Source organism: Salmonella sp. 3C, assembly GCF_025426275.1.
GTDB lineage: Bacteria > Pseudomonadota > Gammaproteobacteria > Enterobacterales > Enterobacteriaceae > Salmonella > Salmonella enterica.
This window is the reverse complement of the sequence record NZ_CP104858.1, coordinates 1,864,864-1,886,116: the sequence shown is the minus strand read 5'-3', so window position 1 is coordinate 1,886,116 and position 21,253 is coordinate 1,864,864. Positions and strand designations below refer to the sequence as shown.

The window sequence follows — 21,253 nt, the reverse complement described above, 5'->3', positions numbered from 1 at the left end:
TAAAAATGAGGTGGGGATTATTCTTCAATCGCTAACAATTGCAATGAACCACGGCTAAAATCCGCCAGTTTTGTGGAAAATGCATTCACATGAGCAAAAGGAAGCGCCACCCTGAGCCGAACAGACGCCTGATAATCGCTGGAAACGATCTTCCCGGCAAACTGTCCTAATAATGCTTCGATTCCGGCCAACTGACCGTACTCACACTGCAAAGTATATTCGGTTAATGGCGTCTTGCGTTGTGTGGCAAGCTGACGTAATGCCTGATTCACACCGCCGCCATAGGCTTTTACCAGCCCGCCCGTACCCAGCAGAATACCACCATAGTAGCGCACGACGACGGCAGTAATTTCTCCGACGCCGCTGCCCATCAATTGCGCAAGCATCGGCTTGCCTGCCGTTCCCGCCGGTTCGCCGTCGTCTGAAAAGCCCAGTTGCTGTGAGTCGTCCGGCGCACCCGCCACCCACGCCACACAATGGTGGCGCGCATCAGGGTGCTCAGCTCTGACTGACTCAACAAACGCTTTCGCCGCGTCTACGCCATCGGTATGCGCCAATAGCGTAATAAAGCGGCTTTTTTTGATCTCTTCAACAACGGTGACCGGCGCTGCAGGGATTAACCAACTGTCCATTACGCCAGTTTTAAATCCCGCGTCATGTTTTCCACGCCGTTTTCGTGGATGACCACGTTATCTTCAATGCGAATACCGCCGAAAGGCTTGAGCGCTTCAATTTTCTGCCAGTTGAAGTGCTTGCTGAACGGGCCTTCGCGCCACGGCGCTAACAGCGATTCGATGAAGTAAATCCCCGGTTCGATGGTCAACACCATTCGCGGCTGTAACACACGCGTGCAGCGCAGATACGGGTATTTGGACGGTGCAGCGAGATGCGTACCGGAATCATCCTGCATAAACCCGGCCACATCGTGTACCTGCAGACCCAACGGATGACCAATACCGTGCGGCATAAACGGCCCGGTAAGATCATTTTCCACCATCGCCTCTTCACTCATGTCGGTAATGATTTGATGTTTACGCAGCAGCTTCGCGATACGTTGATGGAACTGAATATGATAATCCACATAGCTGACGCCCGCCTTCATGGTAGCGATCAGCGCCAACTGTTCGTCGTTAACATCTTTCACCAGGTGGGCGTAGTCGTTATCGCTTTTCGCCGACCAGGTCCGCGTCAGATCCGCCGCGTAGCCATTGTATTCCGCGCCCGCATCCAGCAGGAAACTGCGCATTTCAGACGGTGCCTGATGATCCAGTTTCGTGTAATGCAGCACGGCGGCATGTTCGTTCAGCGCCACAATGTTGCTGTATGGAACATCAGTATCGCGATGTCCCGTGGCGGTCAGGTACGCCAGGTTGATGTCGAACTCACTCATGCCGGAACGGAAGGCCTCTTCCGCCGCCCGATGACCGCTCACCGCCATTTTCTGCGCTTCGCGCATACAGGCCAGTTCATAATCCGTTTTATAGGCGCGGTAGTAATGCAGATAGTCGATAACACCTTTCGGGTTGATGTTGCTGGCGGCGATATCCAATTGTAGCGCGCGCTCAGGAACCGGGCCGATATAGCCGATATTGCCACGCGCGGCAGGCAGTTGGCTGCCGATGCCATCCGCTTTCGGTAAGGCGACGACCTCGACTTCTTCTGTCCAGAATGACGTTGGCAGCGGTTCAACGTTATGCCAGTAATCGACCGGCAGATAAAACCACAATTTGGGTTTGTTGACGCCATCGACCAGCAGCCAGCAATTTGGAACCTGAGTTACCGGCACCCACGCTTTAAACTGCGGATTGACCTTAAACGGATAAGGGTGATCGTCGAGAAAGACGTTGAAAAGCTCGCCGGAATGAATAAGTAACGCATCCAGCTTAAAGCGCGCCAGAACATCGCGCGTCCGTTCTTGTAAGGTAACAATATGATTTTTATAGAGCGCGGCCAGTGATTCCATTTTTTACCCTTCTGTTTTTTTGACCTCAAGTTTCCGCATCTTAGCACATCGCCCCACGAGAGCGTGATCTCTGCCGAGCGTGATCACATCGGCATTTCTTTAATCATTTATTTGCATTTTATTAACACAAAATACACACTTCGCTTCATCTGGTACGACCAGATCACCTTGTGGATTCAGGAGACTGACATGCTTTATAAAGGCGACACCCTGTACCTCGACTGGCTGGAAGATGGCATCGCCGAACTGGTGTTCGATGCTCCAGGCTCGGTCAATAAACTCGACACCGCAACCGTCGCCAGCCTCGGCCAGGCGCTTGAGGTGCTGGAAAAGCAACACGATTTAAAAGGGCTGCTGCTGCGCTCTAATAAAGCGGCCTTTATTGTCGGCGCGGACATCACCGAATTTCTTTCACTGTTCCTCGTCCCCGAAGAGCAGTTAAGCCAATGGCTGCATTTCGCTAATAGCGTCTTTAACCGTCTGGAAGATTTACCCGTACCGACCCTTGCCGCCGTAAACGGCTATGCGTTGGGCGGCGGGTGCGAATGCGTGCTGGCCACCGATTACCGTCTGGCGACGCCAGACCTCCGTATCGGTCTGCCGGAAACTAAACTGGGCATCATGCCGGGTTTCGGCGGCTCCGTTCGTCTGCCGCGTATGCTGGGCGCAGACAGCGCGCTGGAGATTATCGCGGCAGGTAAAGATGTCGGTGCTGAGCACGCGCTGAAAATCGGCCTTGTGGACGGCGTGGTCAAACAAGAGAAGCTAATTGAAGGCGCGATAGCGGTGTTACGCCAGGCCATTACCGGCGATCTCGACTGGAGAGCTAAACGCCAGCCGAAACTGGAACCGTTGAAACTCAGTAAGATTGAAGCGGCGATGAGCTTTACCATCGCTAAAGGCATGGTCGCACAAACGGCGGGTAAACATTATCCGGCGCCGATGACCGCAGTGAAAACCATTGAAGCCGCCGCGCGTTTTGGTCGTGAAGAAGCGCTGAATCTGGAAAATAAAAGCTTTGTTCCGCTGGCGCATACCAATGAGGCTCGTGCGCTGGTCGGTATCTTCCTCAACGATCAATATGTAAAAGGTAAAGCCAAAAAGCTGACCAAAGATATTGAGACGCCGAAACAGGCAGCCGTACTGGGCGCGGGCATTATGGGCGGCGGTATCGCTTACCAGTCGGCCTGGAAAGGCGTACCGGTCATCATGAAAGATATCAACGATAAATCGTTGAACCTCGGCATGACCGAAGCGGCCAAGCTGCTGAACAAACAGCTGGAGCGCGGCAAGATCGACGGTCTGAAGCTGGCGGGCGTCATTTCGACCATCCACCCGACTCTCGATTATGCCGGTTTCGATCGCGTAGATGTTGTTGTCGAAGCGGTAGTCGAAAATCCGAAAGTGAAAAAAGCGGTACTGGCGGAAACCGAGCAGAAAGTGCGCCCGGAAACCGTGCTGGCCTCAAATACCTCCACCATCCCAATTGGCGAACTGGCAAGCGCCCTGGAACGTCCGGAAAACTTTTGCGGAATGCACTTCTTCAACCCGGTACACCGGATGCCGCTGGTTGAAATCATTCGCGGCGAGAAGAGTTCAGACGAAACCATCGCCAAAGTCGTCGCCTGGGCCAGCAAAATGGGCAAGACGCCGATTGTAGTCAACGACTGCCCCGGCTTCTTTGTTAACCGCGTGCTGTTCCCCTATTTCGCCGGTTTCAGTCAACTGCTGCGCGACGGCGCGGATTTCCGCAAAGTCGATAAAGTGATGGAAAAACAGTTCGGCTGGCCGATGGGCCCGGCCTATCTGCTCGACGTGGTGGGTATTGATACCGCCCACCACGCGCAGGCGGTAATGGCGGCAGGCTTCCCACAACGGATGCAGAAAGAGTATCGCGACGCGATCGACGCATTGTTTGACGCCAGCCGTTTTGGGCAAAAAAACGGTCTGGGCTTCTGGCGCTATAAAGAAGACAGCAAGGGTAAGCCGAAGAAAGAAGAAGATGCTGCGGTGGATGACCTGCTGGCAAGCGTCAGTCAGACGAAACGCGACTTCAGCGACGACGAGATAATCGCCCGTATGATGATCCCGATGATTAACGAAGTGGTTCGCTGTCTGGAAGAAGGCATTATCGCAAGCCCGGCGGAAGCCGATATGGCGCTGGTCTACGGCCTGGGCTTCCCTCCGTTCCACGGCGGCGCATTCCGCTGGCTGGATACACAGGGCAGCGCGAAATATCTTGATATGGCGCAGCAGTATCAACACCTCGGCCCGCTGTATGAAGTGCCGGAAGGGCTGCGTAATAAAGCGCGCCATAACGAACCGTATTATCCCCCGGTTGAACCAGCCCGTCCGGTTGGTTCTCTGAAAACGGCTTAAGGAGTCACAATGGAACAGGTTGTCATTGTCGATGCTATTCGCACCCCGATGGGCCGTTCGAAGGGCGGCGCGTTTCGCAACGTGCGGGCAGAAGATCTCTCCGCCCACTTAATGCGTAGCCTGCTGGCGCGTAATCCGTCGCTTACAGCGGCGACCCTCGATGATATTTACTGGGGCTGCGTACAACAAACGCTGGAGCAAGGCTTCAACATTGCCCGTAACGCCGCGCTGCTGGCAGAAATTCCCCATTCGGTACCGGCGGTCACCGTCAACCGTCTGTGTGGTTCCTCGATGCAGGCGTTACACGATGCAGCGCGAATGATCATGACCGGCGATGCGCAGGTTTGTCTGGTTGGCGGCGTGGAGCATATGGGGCACGTGCCGATGAGCCACGGCGTGGATTTTCACCCGGGTCTGAGCCGCAACGTCGCCAAAGCGGCAGGGATGATGGGGCTAACGGCGGAAATGCTCTCCCGCCTGCACGGCATTAGCCGGGAAATGCAGGACCAGTTCGCCGCGCGTTCTCACGCTCGCGCCTGGGCCGCCACCCAGTCTGGCGCATTCAAAACGGAGATTATCCCGACTGGCGGTCATGATGCCGATGGCGTGTTGAAGCAGTTTAGCTACGATGAAGTGATCCGCCCGGAAACCACGGTCGAAGCGCTATCAACGCTGCGTCCGGCATTTGATCCGGTTAGTGGCACGGTCACGGCGGGCACCTCATCCGCGCTTTCCGATGGCGCAGCCGCCATGCTGGTAATGAGCGAAAGTCGTGCCCGTGAGCTGGGCCTGAAACCTCGCGCCCGTATTCGCTCAATGGCAGTGGTGGGTTGTGATCCGTCAATTATGGGTTACGGGCCGGTTCCGGCGTCAAAACTGGCGTTGAAAAAAGCGGGACTGTCAGCCAGCGATATCGATGTGTTTGAGATGAACGAAGCGTTTGCCGCACAGATCCTGCCATGCATTAAGGATCTGGGATTGATGGAGCAGATAGACGAGAAGATCAACCTCAACGGCGGTGCGATCGCGCTTGGTCATCCGCTCGGCTGCTCCGGAGCACGTATCAGCACCACGCTTATCAACCTGATGGAGCGCAAAGACGCACAGTTTGGTCTGGCGACGATGTGTATTGGTCTGGGTCAGGGCATCGCCACGGTGTTTGAGCGGGTTTAATCAAAGATAATATCCCCTAAATAACTCGCATTGCAGCGCAGCGGCAACTGAGCGAATCCCCGGGCACATAGATAACTATGTGCCCGGGGTGAGCAAAGGCAGCCAACAAAGAGGCTGCGCGAATTATGACGGGAAACAGTTTAGTTGCCGTTTTTCCCGCCCGTCAGGGGCGGGTTTTTTCACCGTATGGCCCGCTCTACTCAGTAAGCGCTTTGGTCAGGCTAAATGGCATAGCCTGATATCCACGCGCACCATGTATTTGCATTTCAACCGCAGGCTCTTTTTCTCCCCATTTGAACTCTTCCAGATACGGATTAGGCAAGCTGGTAAATGCGCCTACCGATAAATCAAACGCACCACCTGCTGTTGCGGAATACACGAACACAGAATTCTTGTCAGTCTGGTACTCGGTGATAGAGGTTACCGGGCTAAACCACTCGTTCCCGCGCTCTTTACCGTATTGCCAGATCTGTTGGACTGTCTTGTTTTTCTGGTCGATTTTGTAAATCACGGAGCGGCTGTATTTCATACTCTGCATAGCAGGCTGTTCTAAGCCGCGGCCATCGCCATTGTCGAAAGCGGAAAGGTATAAGATATCGCCTTTACTCTTACTATCAATTTTAAAGGCCGTATGTTGCGTCCATGTCCAGTCGAAGTCACCCTCGCAGCCACTGTCCTGGCAGGCGATTTTTTGGCCTTTGCTATCCACAGGCGTCAGAATTGCGGCATTAAATGGCGCTTTCCAGCCAGCAGGCGTACCCAGTATCCACTTCACTTTCTTATCGCGGCCGATTTTGATAATCGCACTCTGGTGGCGGGAGCTGATGATGATGGAATCATCTTCACTGTCATAGTCGACGCTGTTGACATGCGCCCAGTTGCGGCCAGCCCCACTACCCACGATATCCCCGAATTTGTCGGAGGAGTCCAGCGCCGCCAGATCTTCTTCGCTCAACGTATGGCCGGACTGGCTGGCGTCGATATTCAGGCACACAGCGCCCTGATCGAGGGTTTTCATTATCACATCACGATAAGGATCGAGGATATCAAACAGACGCCATTCATCCACTACCACGCCGTTCTGATCAACTTCGGCAATCACATCACGCACGGTACGAACATTTTTCCCATCAGGGCGTTTATAGTTAGAGCTGGCTACACGCAGGAAGTAGTGACCGTTGGCCGCGTTATCCATTGAGTGTGAAAAATCGTTATAATTATCCGGCAGGCGGCGGTTAAAGATTTCACGCCCCATGATATCGTATTTCACATAACGCTGACCGTAGCCCCACGATAGTGCGCCATCCTGGTTTTGTTTAAAGCCCATCATAACGCCAGCACGATAAATTGACTTTAAATCATAAATTGAACTTGGATTCATAAACCAACGAATATCACCGGAGGTGTCGATAATAGCGTTAGCTGTAGTGAAGTTCCATTCTAATGCACCCCCAGTAGGGTTGTTCCAGACAGTACGCGTTCCATTCCCAGACTTATCTTTCGTATTATTCAAAAGATACAAGCGATCTTTAAATTCTGGGGAAACCTTTTTAACATCGATAGTAAAGAGTGCTGATTGTTCTTCTTTTGTACCCGCTGATTCAATATAGGCAGGCGGTGCATACATTTTATAGCTTTCTTTTATATTTTCGGTTTTACTACCCTGGATCCTTGTATATTCAACTTCAACGGTATTGACATAATCTGGGTAAAGACCAAAGACGGGGATACCGCCATACGTTAAAAGGTATTTATTATTAACTTTATACGCGATCTCCTGGCCATTTTCTTTGGGGACAATCCGTACATGCACGTCACGTAACTGGTAACCGCCATTACGAATAACGGCGGTTAGCGGCGCGATATCATAGGGGTTCATAACAACTTCGCCAATTTTTCCCTGGACCTGATAGTCCACTTTAGCGCCGCTGGCGCCGCCGATGGCGAAAGCAGTAGAAGGTACTGATGACAAAATTGCAACAGATAATGCGAGAGAAGTTAAAGCATATTTAAATTTCATAACACTCTCCATCTTATAAATAAATAACTAACTATTTTTATTGATAGCCTCAGGACATAATATTACTTAATTTATTACACGCAATACAAAGCCTGTAGATATTCAATATCATAAGGTTTTATAGTTGACGATTAATTAATATTTAAGAGGACTTTTAGGTAGGCTAACGTAAAAAGGGACGCTACTGCGTCCCATAAAATAGTTAAATAAATGCGAACGCATCGCCAAACAGACGATCTTCCCGCGCGTTACGCTCATGACAGAACAGATCGCGGGCGATTTTCGCCATCTCAAAACGTCCGGCAATATAAATATCGTGCCCCGCCAGCGTACCATAATCCTGCAATACCGCCGTAAGTACCGTTCCTGTACGTCCACGCCAGCCTTCTTCCGGCTGCTCGACAACAGGTTCAATACGCAAATTCGGATGGTTAACAGAGAGTGCTTCCAGCTCAGAGAGATCATAGAGGTGCTTTTCTTCGCGACCACCCCAGTAAATGGTAACATCGCGGTTCGGGTTGCGCGCTAACGCCGTCAACAGGATGGAGCGCACATAAGAAAAGCCCGTACCGCCCGCGATCAGAATCAACGGACGCTCTTCATCGTCACGTAGCCAGGCGTCGCCATGCGGAATATCGACGACGATTTCCCGGTCTTTCAGAATTCGATCCATGACCGCCATCGCATACAGATTGAGCTCGGAAGCGCCAATGTGTAATTCAATAAACCCTTTCTCGTCCGGCGTTGAAGCCATCGAAAACGGGCGTTTGTCACGCTCGTCCATTACGACCATCAAATACTGACCAGCGCGGAATGAAAACGCCGCGTCCGGCACTAAACGAACCCGATATACGGTATCGGTGATAGCTTCTACCGAGGTCACTTTACAGCTTAAGGTTGTCATGCGCTCCCTCTGTCGGGTGTCGGGTCAATACCGACATTTTTCAAGCCGAGTCGCCGCAGCCTGAAATGTCGATGTCCGCTTTCAGTTATTTAAAGATAGCCAGCTCATCCCAAATCGCATCAATACGCGCGGTAACTTCAGGATCTTTAACAATAGGACGACCCCACTCGCGTTGGGTTTCGCCCGGCCATTTGTTTGTGGCATCCAGCCCCATTTTTGAACCCAGCCCGGAGACCGGCGAGGCAAAATCCAGGTAGTCAATCGGCGTATTTTCAACCAGCACCGTATCCCGCGCAGGGTCCATACGGGTGGTAATCGCCCAGATCACATCATTCCAGTCGCGTGCGTTAACGTCATCATCGCAAACGATAACAAACTTCGTATACATAAACTGGCGCAAAAACGACCAGACGCCCATCATGACGCGTTTCGCATGACCAGCGTACTGCTTTTTCATCGTCACTACCGCCAGGCGGTAAGAACACCCTTCCGGCGGCAGATAAAAGTCGACGATTTCCGGAAACTGTTTTTGCAGAATAGGCACGAAGACTTCATTGAGCGCCACCCCTAATACCGCAGGCTCATCGGGCGGACGCCCGGTATAGGTGGAGTGATAGATGGCATCCTCACGCTGCGTAATATGCGTGACGGTAAAGACCGGAAAGTTATCCACTTCATTATAATAGCCCGTATGATCGCCATACGGTCCTTCCGGCGCCATCTCTCCCGGCTCAATGTAACCTTCAAGGATAATCTCGGCGCTGGCAGGCACTTCCAGATCGTTAGAAAGGCATTTAACCACTTCAGTTTTCGTGCCGCGCAGCAGGCCCGCAAAGGCATACTCCGACAGAGTATCGGGAACAGGAGTCACGGCGCCAAGTATCGTCGCCGGATCGGCGCCCAATGCGACGGAGACCGGGAAACGTTCACCCGGACGCGCGGCTAACCACTCCTGAAAATCCAGCGCGCCGCCTCGGTGAGACAGCCAGCGCATAATAAGCTTATTTTTACCTATCAACTGCTGACGATAAATGCCCAGGTTTTGCCGTTCTTTGTGCGGGCCACGCGTTACCGTCAGTCCCCAGGTAATCAGCGGCGCGGCGTCGTCCGGCCAACAGGTCATGACAGGAAGACGCGTTAAATCGACATCATCGCCAGACGCGATTTTCTGTTGGCAAGGCGCGCCGCGTAACCGTTTCGTCGGCATATTCAGCACTTGCTTAAACTGCGGCAGCTTGTCAAACAGATCGCGAAAGCCTTTCGGCGGCTCAGGTTCTTTAAGAAACGCTAATAATTTACCCACTTCCCGTAAGGCGGAAACATCATCCTGCCCCATGCCCATCGCCACGCGTTTTGGCGTGCCAAAAAGGTTGCACAGCACCGGCATGGCGTAACCTTTAGGATTTTCAAACAGCAACGCCGGTCCACCGGCACGCAGCGTGCGGTCAGCGATTTCCGTGATTTCCAGATGAGGATCCACAGGTAGCGTGATGCGTTTTAGTTCCCCCTGCAGCTCAAGTAGCGTCAGGAAGTCGCGTAAATCGTGATATTTCATGGCGTCCATTGTAGCCTCTTGGTAAGCGCATCATTATACGGCGTTCATCATCGGGATGCTGTATTTTTGTTAAATTAGCGTGAACTCTGGCAACCAACGCTAATCCAGATACGGCTTAAAGGATGAAGTGTATAATTAACTTCGCGCATGGCTTTTGCTATGCTTGCGCCCCGAACAAGCGGATAAGAGTCATTATGCAATCCTGGTATTTACTGTACTGCAAACGCGGGCAACTTCAGCGTGCTCAGGAACACCTCGAAAGACAAGCGGTAAGTTGCCTGACACCGATGATCACCCTGGAAAAAATGGTACGCGGAAAACGTACCTCCGTCAGCGAACCGCTCTTTCCTAATTATCTGTTCGTTGAATTTGATCCGGAAGTGATACATACCACTACAATCAACGCCACGCGCGGCGTCAGCCATTTTGTGCGCTTTGGCGCGCATCCTGCGATCGTGCCTTCCAGCGTTATTCATCAGCTTTCTATCTACAAGCCCGAAGGCGTTGTCGATCCTGAAACCCCCTATCCCGGCGATAGCGTCATCATCACGGAAGGCGCATTTGAAGGGCTGAAAGCGATTTTTACCGAACCGGATGGCGAAACGCGTTCGATATTACTGCTTAATTTACTCAATAAAGAAGTGAAGCAGAGCGTAAAAAACACCGGTTTTCGCAAGATTTAGCTATCGTTCAGAATACGACCTCAAATAAGGTTCTGGCGTTGGCATCTGTCATCGCCGCTAACCATTGCGGATCTTCACCACGCCATAGCGCAATGCGCTCCAGGATGTGAGGCAGATACGCGGGCTCGTTGCGTCGTGACGTTGGTTTCGGCGTAAGATCGCGGGGCAACAGATACGGCGCGTCGGTTTCTATCAGTAGCTTTTCCGCTGGAATAAACGGTAAGAGTTCACGTAGCTCAAGCCCGCGTCGTTCGTCGCAAACCCACCCGGTAATACCGATATAGAGCCCTCTATCCACACAGGCCTGCATTTGCTGGCGTGAACCGGTAAAGCAGTGCAGTATTGCACCAGGAAGACTATCCAGCCAGGGATCAAGCAATGCCAGAAATCGCTCATGCGCGTCCCGGCAGTGCATAAAGATTGGCATCTGCAATTCGGCGGCAATTTGTAGCTGCGCCTGAAAGGCACGCTCCTGCTCCTGCGGCGTGGAAAAATTGCGATTGAAATCCAGCCCGCACTCACCGATAGCGACGACTTCCGGCTGGTTCGCCAGCGCAATAATGGCGTCTTCAGACGCGGGTGACCACTGACTGCTGTCATGGGGATGGACGCCAGCCGTCGACCAACAATGGGGGTAGCGCCGCGCCAGTTTTAACGCCTGCTGACTTTCATGGATGTTCGTTCCGGTCAGTAGCATACCTTTTACTCCCGCCGCAAACGCACGGGCGACCACATCATCACGATCTTTTGCAAACTGGCTACTGGTTAAATTAACGCCAATATCAAACATGCTTGCCCCCATATGACAACCGCCCTGGCGGGCGGTTGTGTTTAGTCTTCAGTGTGCTCGGCCTTTTCGGTTTCGGCCTCGTTATCTTCGTCGCGCGTCCGTCGCTTACCGACATAAAAGCGTGAGCAGAAAACGCCAATTTCAAACAGGCAGTACATCGGTATCGCCAGCAACGTTTGCGAGAAAACATCTGGCGGCGTAAGCAGCATTCCCACAATGAATGCCCCGACCAGGATATAAGGCCGTTTTTTACGCAAATCTTCTGGCGTGGTGATGCCCATCCAGCACAGCAACACAATCGCCACCGGCACTTCAAAGGCTACGCCAAAGGCCATAAAAAGCGCCATGACAAAGCTAAGATAGCTGGCGATATCTGTCGAAACCTGTACCCCTTCCGGCGCCGTATGCGTCAGGAAACCAAAGGCCAAAGGGAATACGACAAAATAGGCGAAGGCCATACCAATGTAGAAAAGCAGCGAACTGGATACCAGCAGCGGTACGACCAGACGACGCTCATGCTTATACAGCGCCGGGGCGATAAAGGCCCAAACCTGGTACAAAATGACAGGCGCGGATAAGATCAAAGACACCATGAAGGTGAGTTTGATAGGCGTAAAAAACGGCGACGCCACATCCGTCGCAATCATTGTCGCCCCTTGCGGCATCTGTTTAATCAGCGGTGCGGCGACTAAATGATAAATATCATTGGCGAAATAAATTAACGCCAGAAAAATCAGAAGCACTGCGACGATGCAGTTTAGCAGGCGCTTACGCAACTCGATCAGATGCGTGATAAGCGGTTGAGTATCTTCTACAGCCATGTTTACGGTTTATCACTCGACGAGGGGGAAGATTCGACAACAGGCGCAGCGGATTTCTTCTCGGCGTCTATCGTGGCTACGGAAGCGGTTTCCGTCGACTCAGGCACGTTAGCTTTAACGGGCTCCGGCTTTTGTTCCGGCGCGCTCGCCTGTGTTTCAGCGGCGGCAGGGGTGACGCCCTCATGCTGCGTTTCGTTCCCTTTTACCACCGGATTATGGATGGTATGCGCTTCATCGCTCGCTTGTTCGGGATCGTTAGCGCTGTAGGTGCGTTTCATCGACTCCGCCGCCTGACGCAGTTCATCCATAGATGCTTTCAGTTCGGGAGTCAGATTTTCCAGGCTCGCCTTTTCGACTTTTTTCAGACTGTCCTGGAACTCCTGAAGTTTCAGTTCCTGAGTCAGTTCATTCTGAACCGTTGTCGCAAGGGACCGCAACGCGCGAATCCAGCCCGCTACCGTTTTTACCGCTACTGGCAATCGTTGCGGCCCCAACACAATGAGGCCGATAACGAACACTAACAGCAGTTCGCTAAAACCGATATCAAACACGGATTATACCTGCTCTTTATCTTGGCTTTTAGCGTCTTCCTTTTTCGCTTCGCCTTGCTTATCCGCGATAGATTTAGCGGTAAAATCAGCGTCCTGACTGGTTTTATCCTGTTTGGCATCATCATCGCTCATGGCCTTTTTAAAGCCTTTGATAGACGCGCCAAGATCGGAACCGATGGAACCGAGTTTTTTGGTGCCGAACAGCAGTACGACGATAACGGCAACAATCAACAACTGCCAAATACTGATACCACCCATACATGTTCCTCTGTGATAGATGATGAATTAATAGGGCCGCATTATACACATTATCCTTCGCGCTGCCTCTTTGTTAGCCGCTTTCGCCCGCCCTATTCACATACTTTTACATACGACCGGGACGACATTGACTTGCGGCCTGAGTATTGCCTCGAGTGATAATATGTACCTGCGTGACACAACCGGCGTTGAGCGATAAAAAATCTCAACGAGTTTTACGCCAGCCAACCAGCCAGACAACTACGCCGCCGACCATGAGCCAGCCAGGCATCAATCCCCATTCAGGGCGGTTGACGAGTAAGAATGACCCGCTCAGTAACAGCGTTGCGCCAATTCCCAATAAATAACGAGACTGACTTTGGCGCACATGGTTTACCTGTAACTCGCGCGCAATCTTATCAACACTGTGCTGTAAATATTTGCCCTGGCGCAAACTGTCGTACACCAGTTCAGGTATTTCTGGCATTTTTTCGACCCAGAACGGCGCTTTTTCTTTAAGAGCCCGCGTGAGAGCCGGAATACCCACCTGATCTTTGATCCAAGACTCAAGAAACGGCTTCGCCGTTTTCCACAAATCAAGCTGAGGATAAAGTTGCCGCCCAACCCCTTCAACATACAATAATGTTTTCTGCAACAACACCAGTTGCGGCTGGACTTCCATGTTAAATCGACGCGCTGTATTGAAAAGGTTTAACAACACATGACCAAACGAGATTTCCGCGAGCGGCTTTTCAAAGATAGGTTCACAGACGGTGCGGATGGCAAACTCAAAATCTTCAACGTTGGTATCTGGCGGAACCCAGCCTGAATCGACATGCAGCTCCGCCACCTTTCGGTAATCGCGATTAAAAAACGCGATAAAGTTTTCAGCCAGATAACGCTTATCTTCTTTGTTTAGCGACCCGACGATACCGCAGTCAATGCCGATATATTGCGGGTTTTCAGGGTGTTCATGGCTGACAAAAATATTTCCCGGATGCATGTCCGCATGGAAAAAGCTGTCGCGGAAAACCTGGGTGAAGAAAACTTTAACCCCGCGTTCCGCCAGCAGTTTCATGTTGGTGCCGTTCTTTTCCAGCGCCGCCACATCCGAAACCGGAATGCCGTATATCCGCTCCATCACCATCATGTTCTGGCTACAGTAATCGGAGTACACCTCCGGGATATACAGCATGGGACTATTTTCAAAATTGCGACGTAACTGAATCGCGTTGGCCGATTCCCGCAGCAGATTCAGCTCATCGATCAGCGTTTTCTCATACTCACGCACCACTTCCGTCGGGCGCAGACGACGCCCATCCGGCAACAGGCGTGGTACCCAGCGAGCAAGGCGATAAATCAGTTTCAGGTCTGCCTGAATTACCGGCAAAATATCCGGGCGAATGACCTTAATAACCACTTCTTTACCGTTTGATTTCAATCGCGCGGTATGTACCTGGGCGATTGACGCCGACGCTAAAGGCTGGATATCAAAGTCGTCAAACCAGGCTTCGACTGGTAGCCCCCCCATCGCCTCTTCAATCTGGGCTTTCGCCAGCCGACCATCGAATGGCGCGACTTTATCCTGAAGCAAAGCGAGCTGATCGGCGATTTGCGGCGGGAACAGGTCACGGCGCGTGGAGAGCATCTGACCAAATTTGATCCAGACCGGTCCCAGCTCTTGCAACGCCAGTCTTAATCGTTCACCCAGCAATTTATCTTTATGCCGGTTTGGCATCCAGAACAGCGAATAGCGCCATAATCGGAGTGGCAGTGTAAGACGCATTCGGGGGATGAGTTCATCAAGGCCGTAGCTTAAAAACGTGCGGATGATGAAATATAGGCGCCGTACTTCACCTGGCGTCATTTGGCCTCCAGTTTTTCCAGCCGTGTGGTCAGAGCATCTACGGCGCGCTCAACAGCCGCGGTTTCTTCGGCAAACCATGCGACTTCCAGCGGGCCAGGCGCCATACGCCACTCTTCAGTGATCGCTTCAGCGGCATAACGCTGCTGACGTTGAAACCCGTGGCGCAGGAATTTAGCCCCGCCACGCACGACCTTACCGATACTTTCCGCCGCAATATCACCCGTGTATGGCGCCAACAGCTCCGCAGGATCGAATTCGGCGAGATCGGCGAGCGCCACAAAATTTTGCACGACCTGAATATCGCCCTGCACTTCCAGTTCGCCGCTGCGAATAAGCGCGGCCAGCTGCTGACGATCGCGTAGTTTTGGCAAAACGCTAGCTTGAGTGATTACCGTACAGTCCGCTTCGCCTTCCCATGCCCCCAGCACATCAACCTGGCGTTCGCTGAATACCAGGACTAATGGCGTCGAAAATCCCTTTAGTTTCACACACAGTACTTTTCCCTGTAAGCGCGTTCTGGCTGATTTCAGCGCTGGCGAACGATACAGAAACGTATTGAGGAGACCTTCAATTCCTGCGGTCACTAAGGGTTTAAAAGGCATTCCACCCTCCTAGAATTTATAACCACGGTGCAATGCCACAACACCCGCCGTCAGATTGTAATAATCCACGCTCTCAAATCCGGCGTCCTGCATCATGGCTTTTAAGGTATCCTGATCGGGATGCATACGGATGGATTCCGCGAGATACCGATAGCTATCCGCATCGTTCGCGACCATCGAGCCAATACGCGGTAAAATATGAAAAGAATAGGCGTCATACGCTTTACTCAGCGGCTCAATGATAGGCTTGGAAAATTCAAGCACCAGTAAACGTCCGCCGGGTTTCAACACACGGAACATTGACCGCAGCGCTTTTTCTTTTTCCGTTACATTGCGCAAACCAAACGAAATGGTAATGCAATCAAACGTATTATCAGGGAAAGGCAGAGCTTCGGCATTCGCCTGCACATACTCTACGTTGCCGATCACGCCGATATTGCGCAGCTTCTCACGCCCCATTTTGAGCATGGAATCATTAATATCCGCCAGGATAACTTTGCCAGTTTCCCCGACCATACGTGAAAATTTCGCGGTAAGATCGCCCGTCCCGCCCGCTAAATCGAGAACGGTTTGTCCACGACGCACGCCACTGCAATCAATGGTGAAGCGCTTCCACAAACGATGAATGCCAAATGACATTAAGTCATTCATCACATCGTACTTTGACGCCACAGAATGAAAAACGTGGGCCACCATGTCAGCTTTCTGCTCTTTAGCGACGGTCTGAAAGCCAAAGTGCGTCGTTTCTTGTGAATCTTCCACCATCTCAGTGCCTGCTTATCGATAAAAATGTTCAAGAAGTGTAACAGATTGGGCCAATTTGCCCTACTCTGCGCCAGGACTAAACTACTCCGTATGGGTTAACTTAACTGCTGCTTCACCCGTTCATCATTGGGATAATGTTCATCCTGCCGCCCTTCAGGGATCGATCGTAAACGATATTCTTCATCTTGCGTAACGGCCTGTTCCGCTAAATCCGGATTAATCTCGCGTTTGATTTCCACGCCTAGCCCCCGGAAGGCCTCCGCCTGCGCCAAAACGTTGCCACGCCCCGACGCAAGTTTTTTCATCGCCTGGCGGTAGTTATCCTGCGCTTTATCCAGACTCTGACCGATCGCTGACATATCATCAACGAACAACCGCATTTTATCATAGAGCTTACTGGCTCTGTCTGCGATGTGCTGCGCATTGCGGCTCTGGTGTTCATAGCGCCACAGGTTGGCGATTGTCCGTAACGCCACCAGCAGCGTCGTGGGGCTTACCAGCATAATGTTATTTTTCAGCGCCTCGGTTATCAGTTCGGGCTGTTTATCTAACGCCAGCAGGAAAGCGGGTTCTACGGGGATAAACATCAGAACATAGTCCAGCGAGCGGAGGCCGGGAAGCTGCTGGTAGTCTTTACGCCCCAGTAAGCGAATATGATTGCGCACCGAGGCGATGTGCTCTTGTAAAGCGGCCTCGCGCGTGTAGTCATCTTCAGCGTTAAAGTAACGCTCGTAGGCGACCAACGTCATTTTAGCGTCGATGACCACATCTTTGCCCTGCGGCAAGCGGACGATGACATCCGGCTGCATCCGCGAGCGCGCATCGTTCTCAATACTAACCTGGGTTTCGTATTCGTAGCCTTCACGCAGTCCGGATGCCTCCAGCACCCGCGCCAGCACAACTTCGCCCCAGTTTCCTTGCGCCTTATTGTCCCCTTTCAGGGCGCGCGTCAGGTTGATCGCTTCCTGCGCCATTTGCGCGTTAAGCTGCTGCAAATTACGAATTTCGTGCGCCAGCGTATGCCGCTCCTGCGCTTCTTTGCCAAAACTCTCCTGAACCTGGCGGCGAAAACCGTCCAGTTGCTCACGCAGCGGCGTCAGCAGGCTATTCAGGCTTTGTCGGTTTTGTTCGTCTACGCGACGATTACTGTGTTCAAAAATACGGTTCGCCAGATTTTCAAACTGCTCGCTTAAACGCTGTTCGCTGTTGATCATCTGACGGATTTTGTCTTCCGCGTGTTGCTGAGTCGCTTCCAGACGGGTCGTGACTTCACGCAGATCGGCTTCCAGAGAGGTATTAATACTGTGCAGGCTACGCAGTTCGTTATTAAGTAACTCGCATTCACTGCGCCAGTGCGCTTCTTGCGCTAATTGCTGCCGGGCCGCGCTAAGTTCGATATCCAGCTCACGCCGTTCTTCGATAAGATCGGCGCGGATTTGATCGGCGTGCGCTTTCGTCGCCAGCCAGCCAATCACCGCCCCAGCCGCCAGCGCCACGACGGCGCTTATCATAAGAGTAATATCCACAACACCTCTCCTGGAACCACACTGTCCTGCACAAAATAGAATTGTGCTGTATAAACGTCCAGTTTAAAAGGGATTTCCTGCGAGGCGCCACGCAAAAAGAAAAGGCCGAACGCGTCGGCCTTTGCAAAAGAGAGGAGAATTACAGCAGACGACGGGCCGCTTCCACGACGATTTTCACCGCGTGGCTTTCAGTTTGTTTCATCGTTTCCGCATTCGGAATCTCTTGTTGGGTACGGTTGACGATAACGCCCGCCACCATACCTGCGCGTAAACCCTGGCTTGCGCACATGGTTAACAGCGTAGCGGATTCCATTTCGTAGTTCATCACGCCCATCGCCTGCCACTCTTCCATAGAGCCTTTGAAGCGACGAACAACGCGGCCAGAATAGGTGTCGTAACGTTCCTGACCCGGATAGAAAGTGTCGGAAGAGGCGGTTACGCCAACGTGAGTCGTGGCGCCAATCGATTTCGCGGCTTCAACCAGCGCAGTGGTGCAGGCAAAGTCGGCAACCGCCGGGAATTCCATCGGCGCAAAATGCAGGCTCGCCCCATCCAGACGTACGGATGCGGTCGTTACCAGAACGTCGCCGACGTTAATGTGCGGCTGAATAGCCCCCGTGGTGCCGATACGCAAGAAGGTACGAATACCCAGTTGCGCCAGTTCTTCCACGGCAATAGAGGTAGACGGGCCACCGATACCGGTAGAGCAAACGATAACTGCTTTGCCATCCAGCTCAGCGCGCCAGGAGGTGAATTCGCGGTGAGATGCCAGCTTAACCGGCTTATCCATCAGCGCGGCGATCTTTTCCACACGCTCAGGATCGCCAGGGACGATGGCGAGCTGGGCCCCTTGTAAATCGTTTTTGGTGAGGCCGAGATGAAAAACATCAGACTTGGACATATAAAACTCCTCTGTGAATCGGGTTTGTCAGAAGAAGCAAAGAGACACTTTACCTAAGGCATAAAGATATTTTCGTGACAGCCATCACTATGACGTAAAACAATTGCACTCGCTTACCATTAAAAAGTGATGTTCATCACAATAAATAATCAATATCGCCAGGCATTGCACAAAAGATAGCCGCTTTAAGGCAATGTGGTTTGTTACACACTGTCTATAGTTAAGATTGCGCTATTTTTTAAGGGTACGGAGAATACCATGACAACGCATCCGGCTTTGCACCTGCAGCCTCCCCACTTGCCCCTACGATGATTCATACGCCTGATGGGGCCATTAGCGCGGGGATAACGTCGATTCCCTCTCAGGGCGACGATATGCCCGCCTATTACGCCAGACCAAAAGCGAGCGACGGCGCGCTGCCGGTGGTCATTGTGGTACAGGAAATTTTTGGCGTACATGAACACATTCGCGATATTTGCCGACGACTGGCGCTGGAAGGCTATCTCGCTATCGCGCCGGAGCTCTATTTCCGCGAAGGCGACCCCAATGATTTCGCCGATATACCCACATTATTGAGCGGGCTGGTGGCTAAAGTACCCGATTCGCAAGTCCTTGCCGACCTGGATCACGTCGCCAGTTGGGCTTCGCGCAACGGCGGGGATGCGCATCGGCTGATGATCACCGGTTTTTGTTGGGGAGGCCGGATTACCTGGCTGTACGCCGCGCACAACCCACAGTTAAAAGCGGCGGTAGCATGGTACGGCAAGCTGGTGGGCGACACGTCACTCAATTCGCCGAAGCATCCCGTTGATATCGCCACCGATCTTAACGCGCCGGTACTGGGTTTATACGGCGGGCAGGATACCAGTATTCCACAGGAGAGCGTGGAAACCATGCGTCAGGCGCTACGCGCCGCTAATGCGAAGGCGGAAATCGTGGTCTATCCCGATGCAGGGCACGCGTTTAATGCCGATTATCGTCCGGGCTACCACGAAGCCTCAGCGAAAGACGGCTGGCAAAGAATGCTGGAATGGTTCGCGCAGTACGGCGGGAAAAAAGGCTAACCACAGCGCATTACGATGTTTGTTGGGCCTACGAGACCGGAGTCGGTATAGGCTCAACAAAGCGTCATCGCCACGTTAGCTATGCTTTACCACAGCATTTTTTATATTTTTTGCCGCTGCCACAGGGACAGAGATGGTTACGACTGACGGCTCCTGTGTCTTTACGCGCGTCCTGCGCCAGCCAGCGCATGATCGATGCCATCGGATAGCCTTGCGCCAGCAGCTCCCGCCAGACATTCATATACGGCGTAACGTGCTGGAAAAAATGCTTATAGCCCGCACACAAGTAATTATGCGCAGGATGACCGGACGGCGAGACGGCAAAGCGATGCTTCGGACAGCCGCCATGACACGCAAAGCGGTAGTCACAGCGACGACAATCGGCGGTCAGGGTCTCCCGCTTGGCCTCGCCAAACGCAATAGCCCGCTCGCTATTATTTAAGGCTTTGATGCTGTGCTGGTGGATATTTCCCAGCAGATGCTCCGGGTAGACAAAGTGGTCGCAGTTGTAGAGATCGCCGTTCGACTCCAACGCGAAGGCATGTCCACAAGTCTCGGAATGTACACACAGTACCGGCTGCTGCGCCGTCCAGGCGGCTAACGCCACGTCAAACATCTGCACATAGACGCGGTCTACGTCGCGACGAACCCAGATATCAAAGATCTGGTTGAGAAATTCGCCATATTGCCACGACGGTACCGTCCATGGCGCCAGCGTCGCCGCGCTTTCGCCGGGCATCACCAGATTAAGTACCGATGAGTTATCGGTGCTCATTCGCTCCACCAGCGGGATAAACTGAATAAAACGCGATCCCGCCGCCAGAAGAAATTCGTAGACGTCTGCTGCATGACCGACGTTATGTTTTCCCACGACGGTTAAGGTATTAAAGTCGACATGGTGCGCTTTAAGCCGCGCCATTGCTGCGACGACCTGTTCATGAGTTCCTTTTCCAGCGCGATTAAGCCGATAGTGGTTGTGTAACGACGCCGGGCCGTCGATAGAGAGACCGATGAGAAAATGCTGTTCAGCGAAAAAGCGCGCCCACTCGTCATTCACCAGGATGCCGTTCGTCTGCAACGCATGAGTGATTTTTCGCCCATCGCCGTACTTTTCACATAATGTGACAACCCGGCGGAAAAACGGTAGCCCCATCATGGTCGGTTCGCCGCCCTGCCAGGCAAAGTCAATGCGGTCGCCACTCTGCGCGGCAATATGCTGGCGTATAAATTGTTCCAGCGTCTCGTCCGACATCCGCCAGTTTTTATTGCGTTCCGGGTACAGCGCCTCTTTTTCAAGATAGAAGCAATATGTGCAATCAATATTGCAGATCGCGCCGCCGGGTTTGGCCATTACGTGACAACCTGCTACCGCCATGTCAGACATCTCCGTTAAAAAATAAGGTTCACCAGCGCCATGAGACAATGCGACGTTTATCGTCGCCAGGGAACATA

19 protein-coding genes are annotated in these 21,253 nt (G+C 52.5%); 4 read left to right on the top strand and 15 right to left on the bottom strand.

The genetic code is table 11. The features are described from left to right. Window positions 1-17 precede the first annotated feature (17 nt). On the bottom strand, window positions 18-632 hold the full coding sequence (locus tag N7E69_RS08985; protein ID WP_000378897.1) for an IMPACT family protein: 615 nt from the start codon (window positions 630-632) through the stop codon (window positions 18-20). Further along, a complete protein-coding gene (gene pepQ / locus N7E69_RS08980) occupies window positions 632-1,963 on the bottom strand; it encodes a Xaa-Pro dipeptidase (RefSeq protein WP_000444529.1) in 1,332 nt (443 codons plus the stop codon). The genes N7E69_RS08985 and pepQ overlap by 1 nt, the downstream gene beginning before the upstream one ends. Window positions 1,964-2,152: 189 nt before the next feature. Here pepQ and fadB point away from each other — a divergent pair, with 189 nt between their 5' ends. Then, window positions 2,153-4,342 (top strand): fatty acid oxidation complex subunit alpha FadB, encoded by a 2,190-nt coding sequence (gene fadB / locus N7E69_RS08975; RefSeq protein WP_000966003.1) that lies wholly within the window; start codon window positions 2,153-2,155, stop codon window positions 4,340-4,342. Between the two features lie 9 nt (window positions 4,343-4,351). Then, window positions 4,352-5,515 carry an acetyl-CoA C-acyltransferase FadA gene (fadA, locus tag N7E69_RS08970; protein ID WP_000438783.1) on the top strand — a complete coding sequence of 388 codons (1,164 nt, stop codon included), beginning with the start codon at window positions 4,352-4,354 and terminating at the stop codon, window positions 5,513-5,515. Between the two features lie 196 nt (window positions 5,516-5,711). On the opposite strand, the gene N7E69_RS08965 is transcribed toward fadA, so the two are convergent. The 3 genes from N7E69_RS08965 to ubiD all read right to left on the bottom strand — a co-directional run bounded on the left by N7E69_RS08965 (window position 5,712) and on the right by ubiD (window position 10,003). Then, complete coding sequence (locus N7E69_RS08965) at window positions 5,712-7,535, bottom strand: aryl-sulfate sulfotransferase (protein ID WP_000669887.1); 1,824 nt, start codon at window positions 7,533-7,535, stop codon at window positions 5,712-5,714. 202 nt (window positions 7,536-7,737) lie between these two features. Then, window positions 7,738-8,439: an NAD(P)H-flavin reductase gene (fre, locus tag N7E69_RS08960; RefSeq protein ID WP_000209832.1), complete on the bottom strand. Its 702-nt coding sequence runs from the start codon at window positions 8,437-8,439 to the stop codon at window positions 7,738-7,740. An 85-nt stretch (window positions 8,440-8,524) separates the two neighbouring features. Further along, window positions 8,525-10,003: a 4-hydroxy-3-polyprenylbenzoate decarboxylase gene (gene ubiD / locus N7E69_RS08955; RefSeq protein ID WP_000339754.1), complete on the bottom strand. Its 1,479-nt coding sequence runs from the start codon at window positions 10,001-10,003 to the stop codon at window positions 8,525-8,527. 185 nt (window positions 10,004-10,188) lie between these two features. On the opposite strand from ubiD, the gene rfaH reads away from it, so the two are divergent. Then, window positions 10,189-10,677, top strand: a complete 489-nt coding sequence (gene rfaH / locus N7E69_RS08950; RefSeq protein WP_001192409.1) for a transcription/translation regulatory transformer protein RfaH — start codon at window positions 10,189-10,191, stop codon at window positions 10,675-10,677. A gap of 7 nt (window positions 10,678-10,684) precedes the next feature. On the opposite strand, the gene tatD is transcribed toward rfaH, so the two are convergent. The 9 genes from tatD to udp form a co-directional block, all read right to left on the bottom strand. After that, entirely contained in the window at window positions 10,685-11,467 is a 783-nt protein-coding gene (gene tatD, locus N7E69_RS08945; protein WP_000459637.1) for a 3'-5' ssDNA/RNA exonuclease TatD, read from the bottom strand. Between the two features lie 41 nt (window positions 11,468-11,508). Then, on the bottom strand, window positions 11,509-12,288 hold the full coding sequence (gene tatC / locus N7E69_RS08940; protein WP_000257554.1) for a Sec-independent protein translocase subunit TatC: 780 nt from the start codon (window positions 12,286-12,288) through the stop codon (window positions 11,509-11,511). 2 nt (window positions 12,289-12,290) lie between these two features. Beyond that, complete coding sequence (gene tatB / locus N7E69_RS08935; protein WP_000459612.1) at window positions 12,291-12,839, bottom strand: Sec-independent protein translocase protein TatB; 549 nt, start codon at window positions 12,837-12,839, stop codon at window positions 12,291-12,293. 3 nt (window positions 12,840-12,842) lie between these two features. Further along, the gene (gene tatA / locus N7E69_RS08930; protein WP_000508972.1) at window positions 12,843-13,097 is read right to left on the bottom strand and encodes a Sec-independent protein translocase subunit TatA; all 255 of its coding nucleotides are present in this window, start codon (window positions 13,095-13,097) and stop codon (window positions 12,843-12,845) included. Between the two features lie 205 nt (window positions 13,098-13,302). Next, on the bottom strand, window positions 13,303-14,943 hold the full coding sequence (ubiB, locus tag N7E69_RS08925; protein ID WP_000187559.1) for a ubiquinone biosynthesis regulatory protein kinase UbiB: 1,641 nt from the start codon (window positions 14,941-14,943) through the stop codon (window positions 13,303-13,305). Further along, window positions 14,940-15,545, bottom strand: a complete 606-nt coding sequence (gene ubiJ, locus N7E69_RS08920) for a ubiquinone biosynthesis protein UbiJ (protein ID WP_001116092.1) — start codon at window positions 15,543-15,545, stop codon at window positions 14,940-14,942. The genes ubiB and ubiJ overlap by 4 nt, the downstream gene beginning before the upstream one ends. A 9-nt stretch (window positions 15,546-15,554) precedes the next feature. After that, window positions 15,555-16,310 carry a bifunctional demethylmenaquinone methyltransferase/2-methoxy-6-polyprenyl-1,4-benzoquinol methylase UbiE gene (gene ubiE, locus N7E69_RS08915; RefSeq protein ID WP_000229009.1) on the bottom strand — a complete coding sequence of 252 codons (756 nt, stop codon included), beginning with the start codon at window positions 16,308-16,310 and terminating at the stop codon, window positions 15,555-15,557. Window positions 16,311-16,405: 95 nt separating this feature from the next. Next, window positions 16,406-17,836 (bottom strand): DNA recombination protein RmuC, encoded by a 1,431-nt coding sequence (rmuC, locus tag N7E69_RS08910; RefSeq protein WP_000355562.1) that lies wholly within the window; start codon window positions 17,834-17,836, stop codon window positions 16,406-16,408. Between the two features lie 139 nt (window positions 17,837-17,975). Then, a complete protein-coding gene (gene udp, locus N7E69_RS08905; RefSeq protein ID WP_000045169.1) occupies window positions 17,976-18,737 on the bottom strand; it encodes a uridine phosphorylase in 762 nt (253 codons plus the stop codon). A gap of 308 nt (window positions 18,738-19,045) precedes the next feature. Here udp and N7E69_RS08900 point away from each other — a divergent pair, with 308 nt between their 5' ends. Next, complete coding sequence (locus tag N7E69_RS08900; RefSeq protein WP_000582017.1) at window positions 19,046-19,801, top strand: dienelactone hydrolase family protein; 756 nt, start codon at window positions 19,046-19,048, stop codon at window positions 19,799-19,801. Between the two features lie 79 nt (window positions 19,802-19,880). On the opposite strand, the gene N7E69_RS08895 is transcribed toward N7E69_RS08900, so the two are convergent. Then, window positions 19,881-21,224 (bottom strand): anaerobic sulfatase maturase, encoded by a 1,344-nt coding sequence (locus tag N7E69_RS08895; protein ID WP_000017955.1) that lies wholly within the window; start codon window positions 21,222-21,224, stop codon window positions 19,881-19,883. Window positions 21,225-21,253: the final 29 nt, after the last annotated feature.

Coding starts and splice junctions, on each gene's coding strand:
- N7E69_RS08985 (WP_000378897.1), bottom strand. CDS start 632: ATGGACAGTTGGTTAATCCCTGCAGCGCCGGTCACCGTTGTTGAAGAG.
- pepQ (WP_000444529.1), bottom strand. CDS start 1,963: ATGGAATCACTGGCCGCGCTCTATAAAAATCATATTGTTACCTTACAA.
- fadB (WP_000966003.1), top strand. CDS start 2,153: ATGCTTTATAAAGGCGACACCCTGTACCTCGACTGGCTGGAAGATGGC.
- fadA (WP_000438783.1), top strand. CDS start 4,352: ATGGAACAGGTTGTCATTGTCGATGCTATTCGCACCCCGATGGGCCGT.
- N7E69_RS08965 (WP_000669887.1), bottom strand. CDS start 7,535: ATGAAATTTAAATATGCTTTAACTTCTCTCGCATTATCTGTTGCAATT.
- fre (WP_000209832.1), bottom strand. CDS start 8,439: ATGACAACCTTAAGCTGTAAAGTGACCTCGGTAGAAGCTATCACCGAT.
- ubiD (WP_000339754.1), bottom strand. CDS start 10,003: ATGGACGCCATGAAATATCACGATTTACGCGACTTCCTGACGCTACTT.
- rfaH (WP_001192409.1), top strand. CDS start 10,189: ATGCAATCCTGGTATTTACTGTACTGCAAACGCGGGCAACTTCAGCGT.
- tatD (WP_000459637.1), bottom strand. CDS start 11,467: ATGTTTGATATTGGCGTTAATTTAACCAGTAGCCAGTTTGCAAAAGAT.
- tatC (WP_000257554.1), bottom strand. CDS start 12,288: ATGGCTGTAGAAGATACTCAACCGCTTATCACGCATCTGATCGAGTTG.
- tatA (WP_000508972.1), bottom strand. CDS start 13,097: ATGGGTGGTATCAGTATTTGGCAGTTGTTGATTGTTGCCGTTATCGTC.
- ubiB (WP_000187559.1), bottom strand. CDS start 14,943: ATGACGCCAGGTGAAGTACGGCGCCTATATTTCATCATCCGCACGTTT.
- ubiJ (WP_001116092.1), bottom strand. CDS start 15,545: ATGCCTTTTAAACCCTTAGTGACCGCAGGAATTGAAGGTCTCCTCAAT.
- ubiE (WP_000229009.1), bottom strand. CDS start 16,310: ATGGTGGAAGATTCACAAGAAACGACGCACTTTGGCTTTCAGACCGTC.
- udp (WP_000045169.1), bottom strand. CDS start 18,737: ATGTCCAAGTCTGATGTTTTTCATCTCGGCCTCACCAAAAACGATTTA.
- N7E69_RS08900 (WP_000582017.1), top strand. CDS start 19,046: ATGATTCATACGCCTGATGGGGCCATTAGCGCGGGGATAACGTCGATT.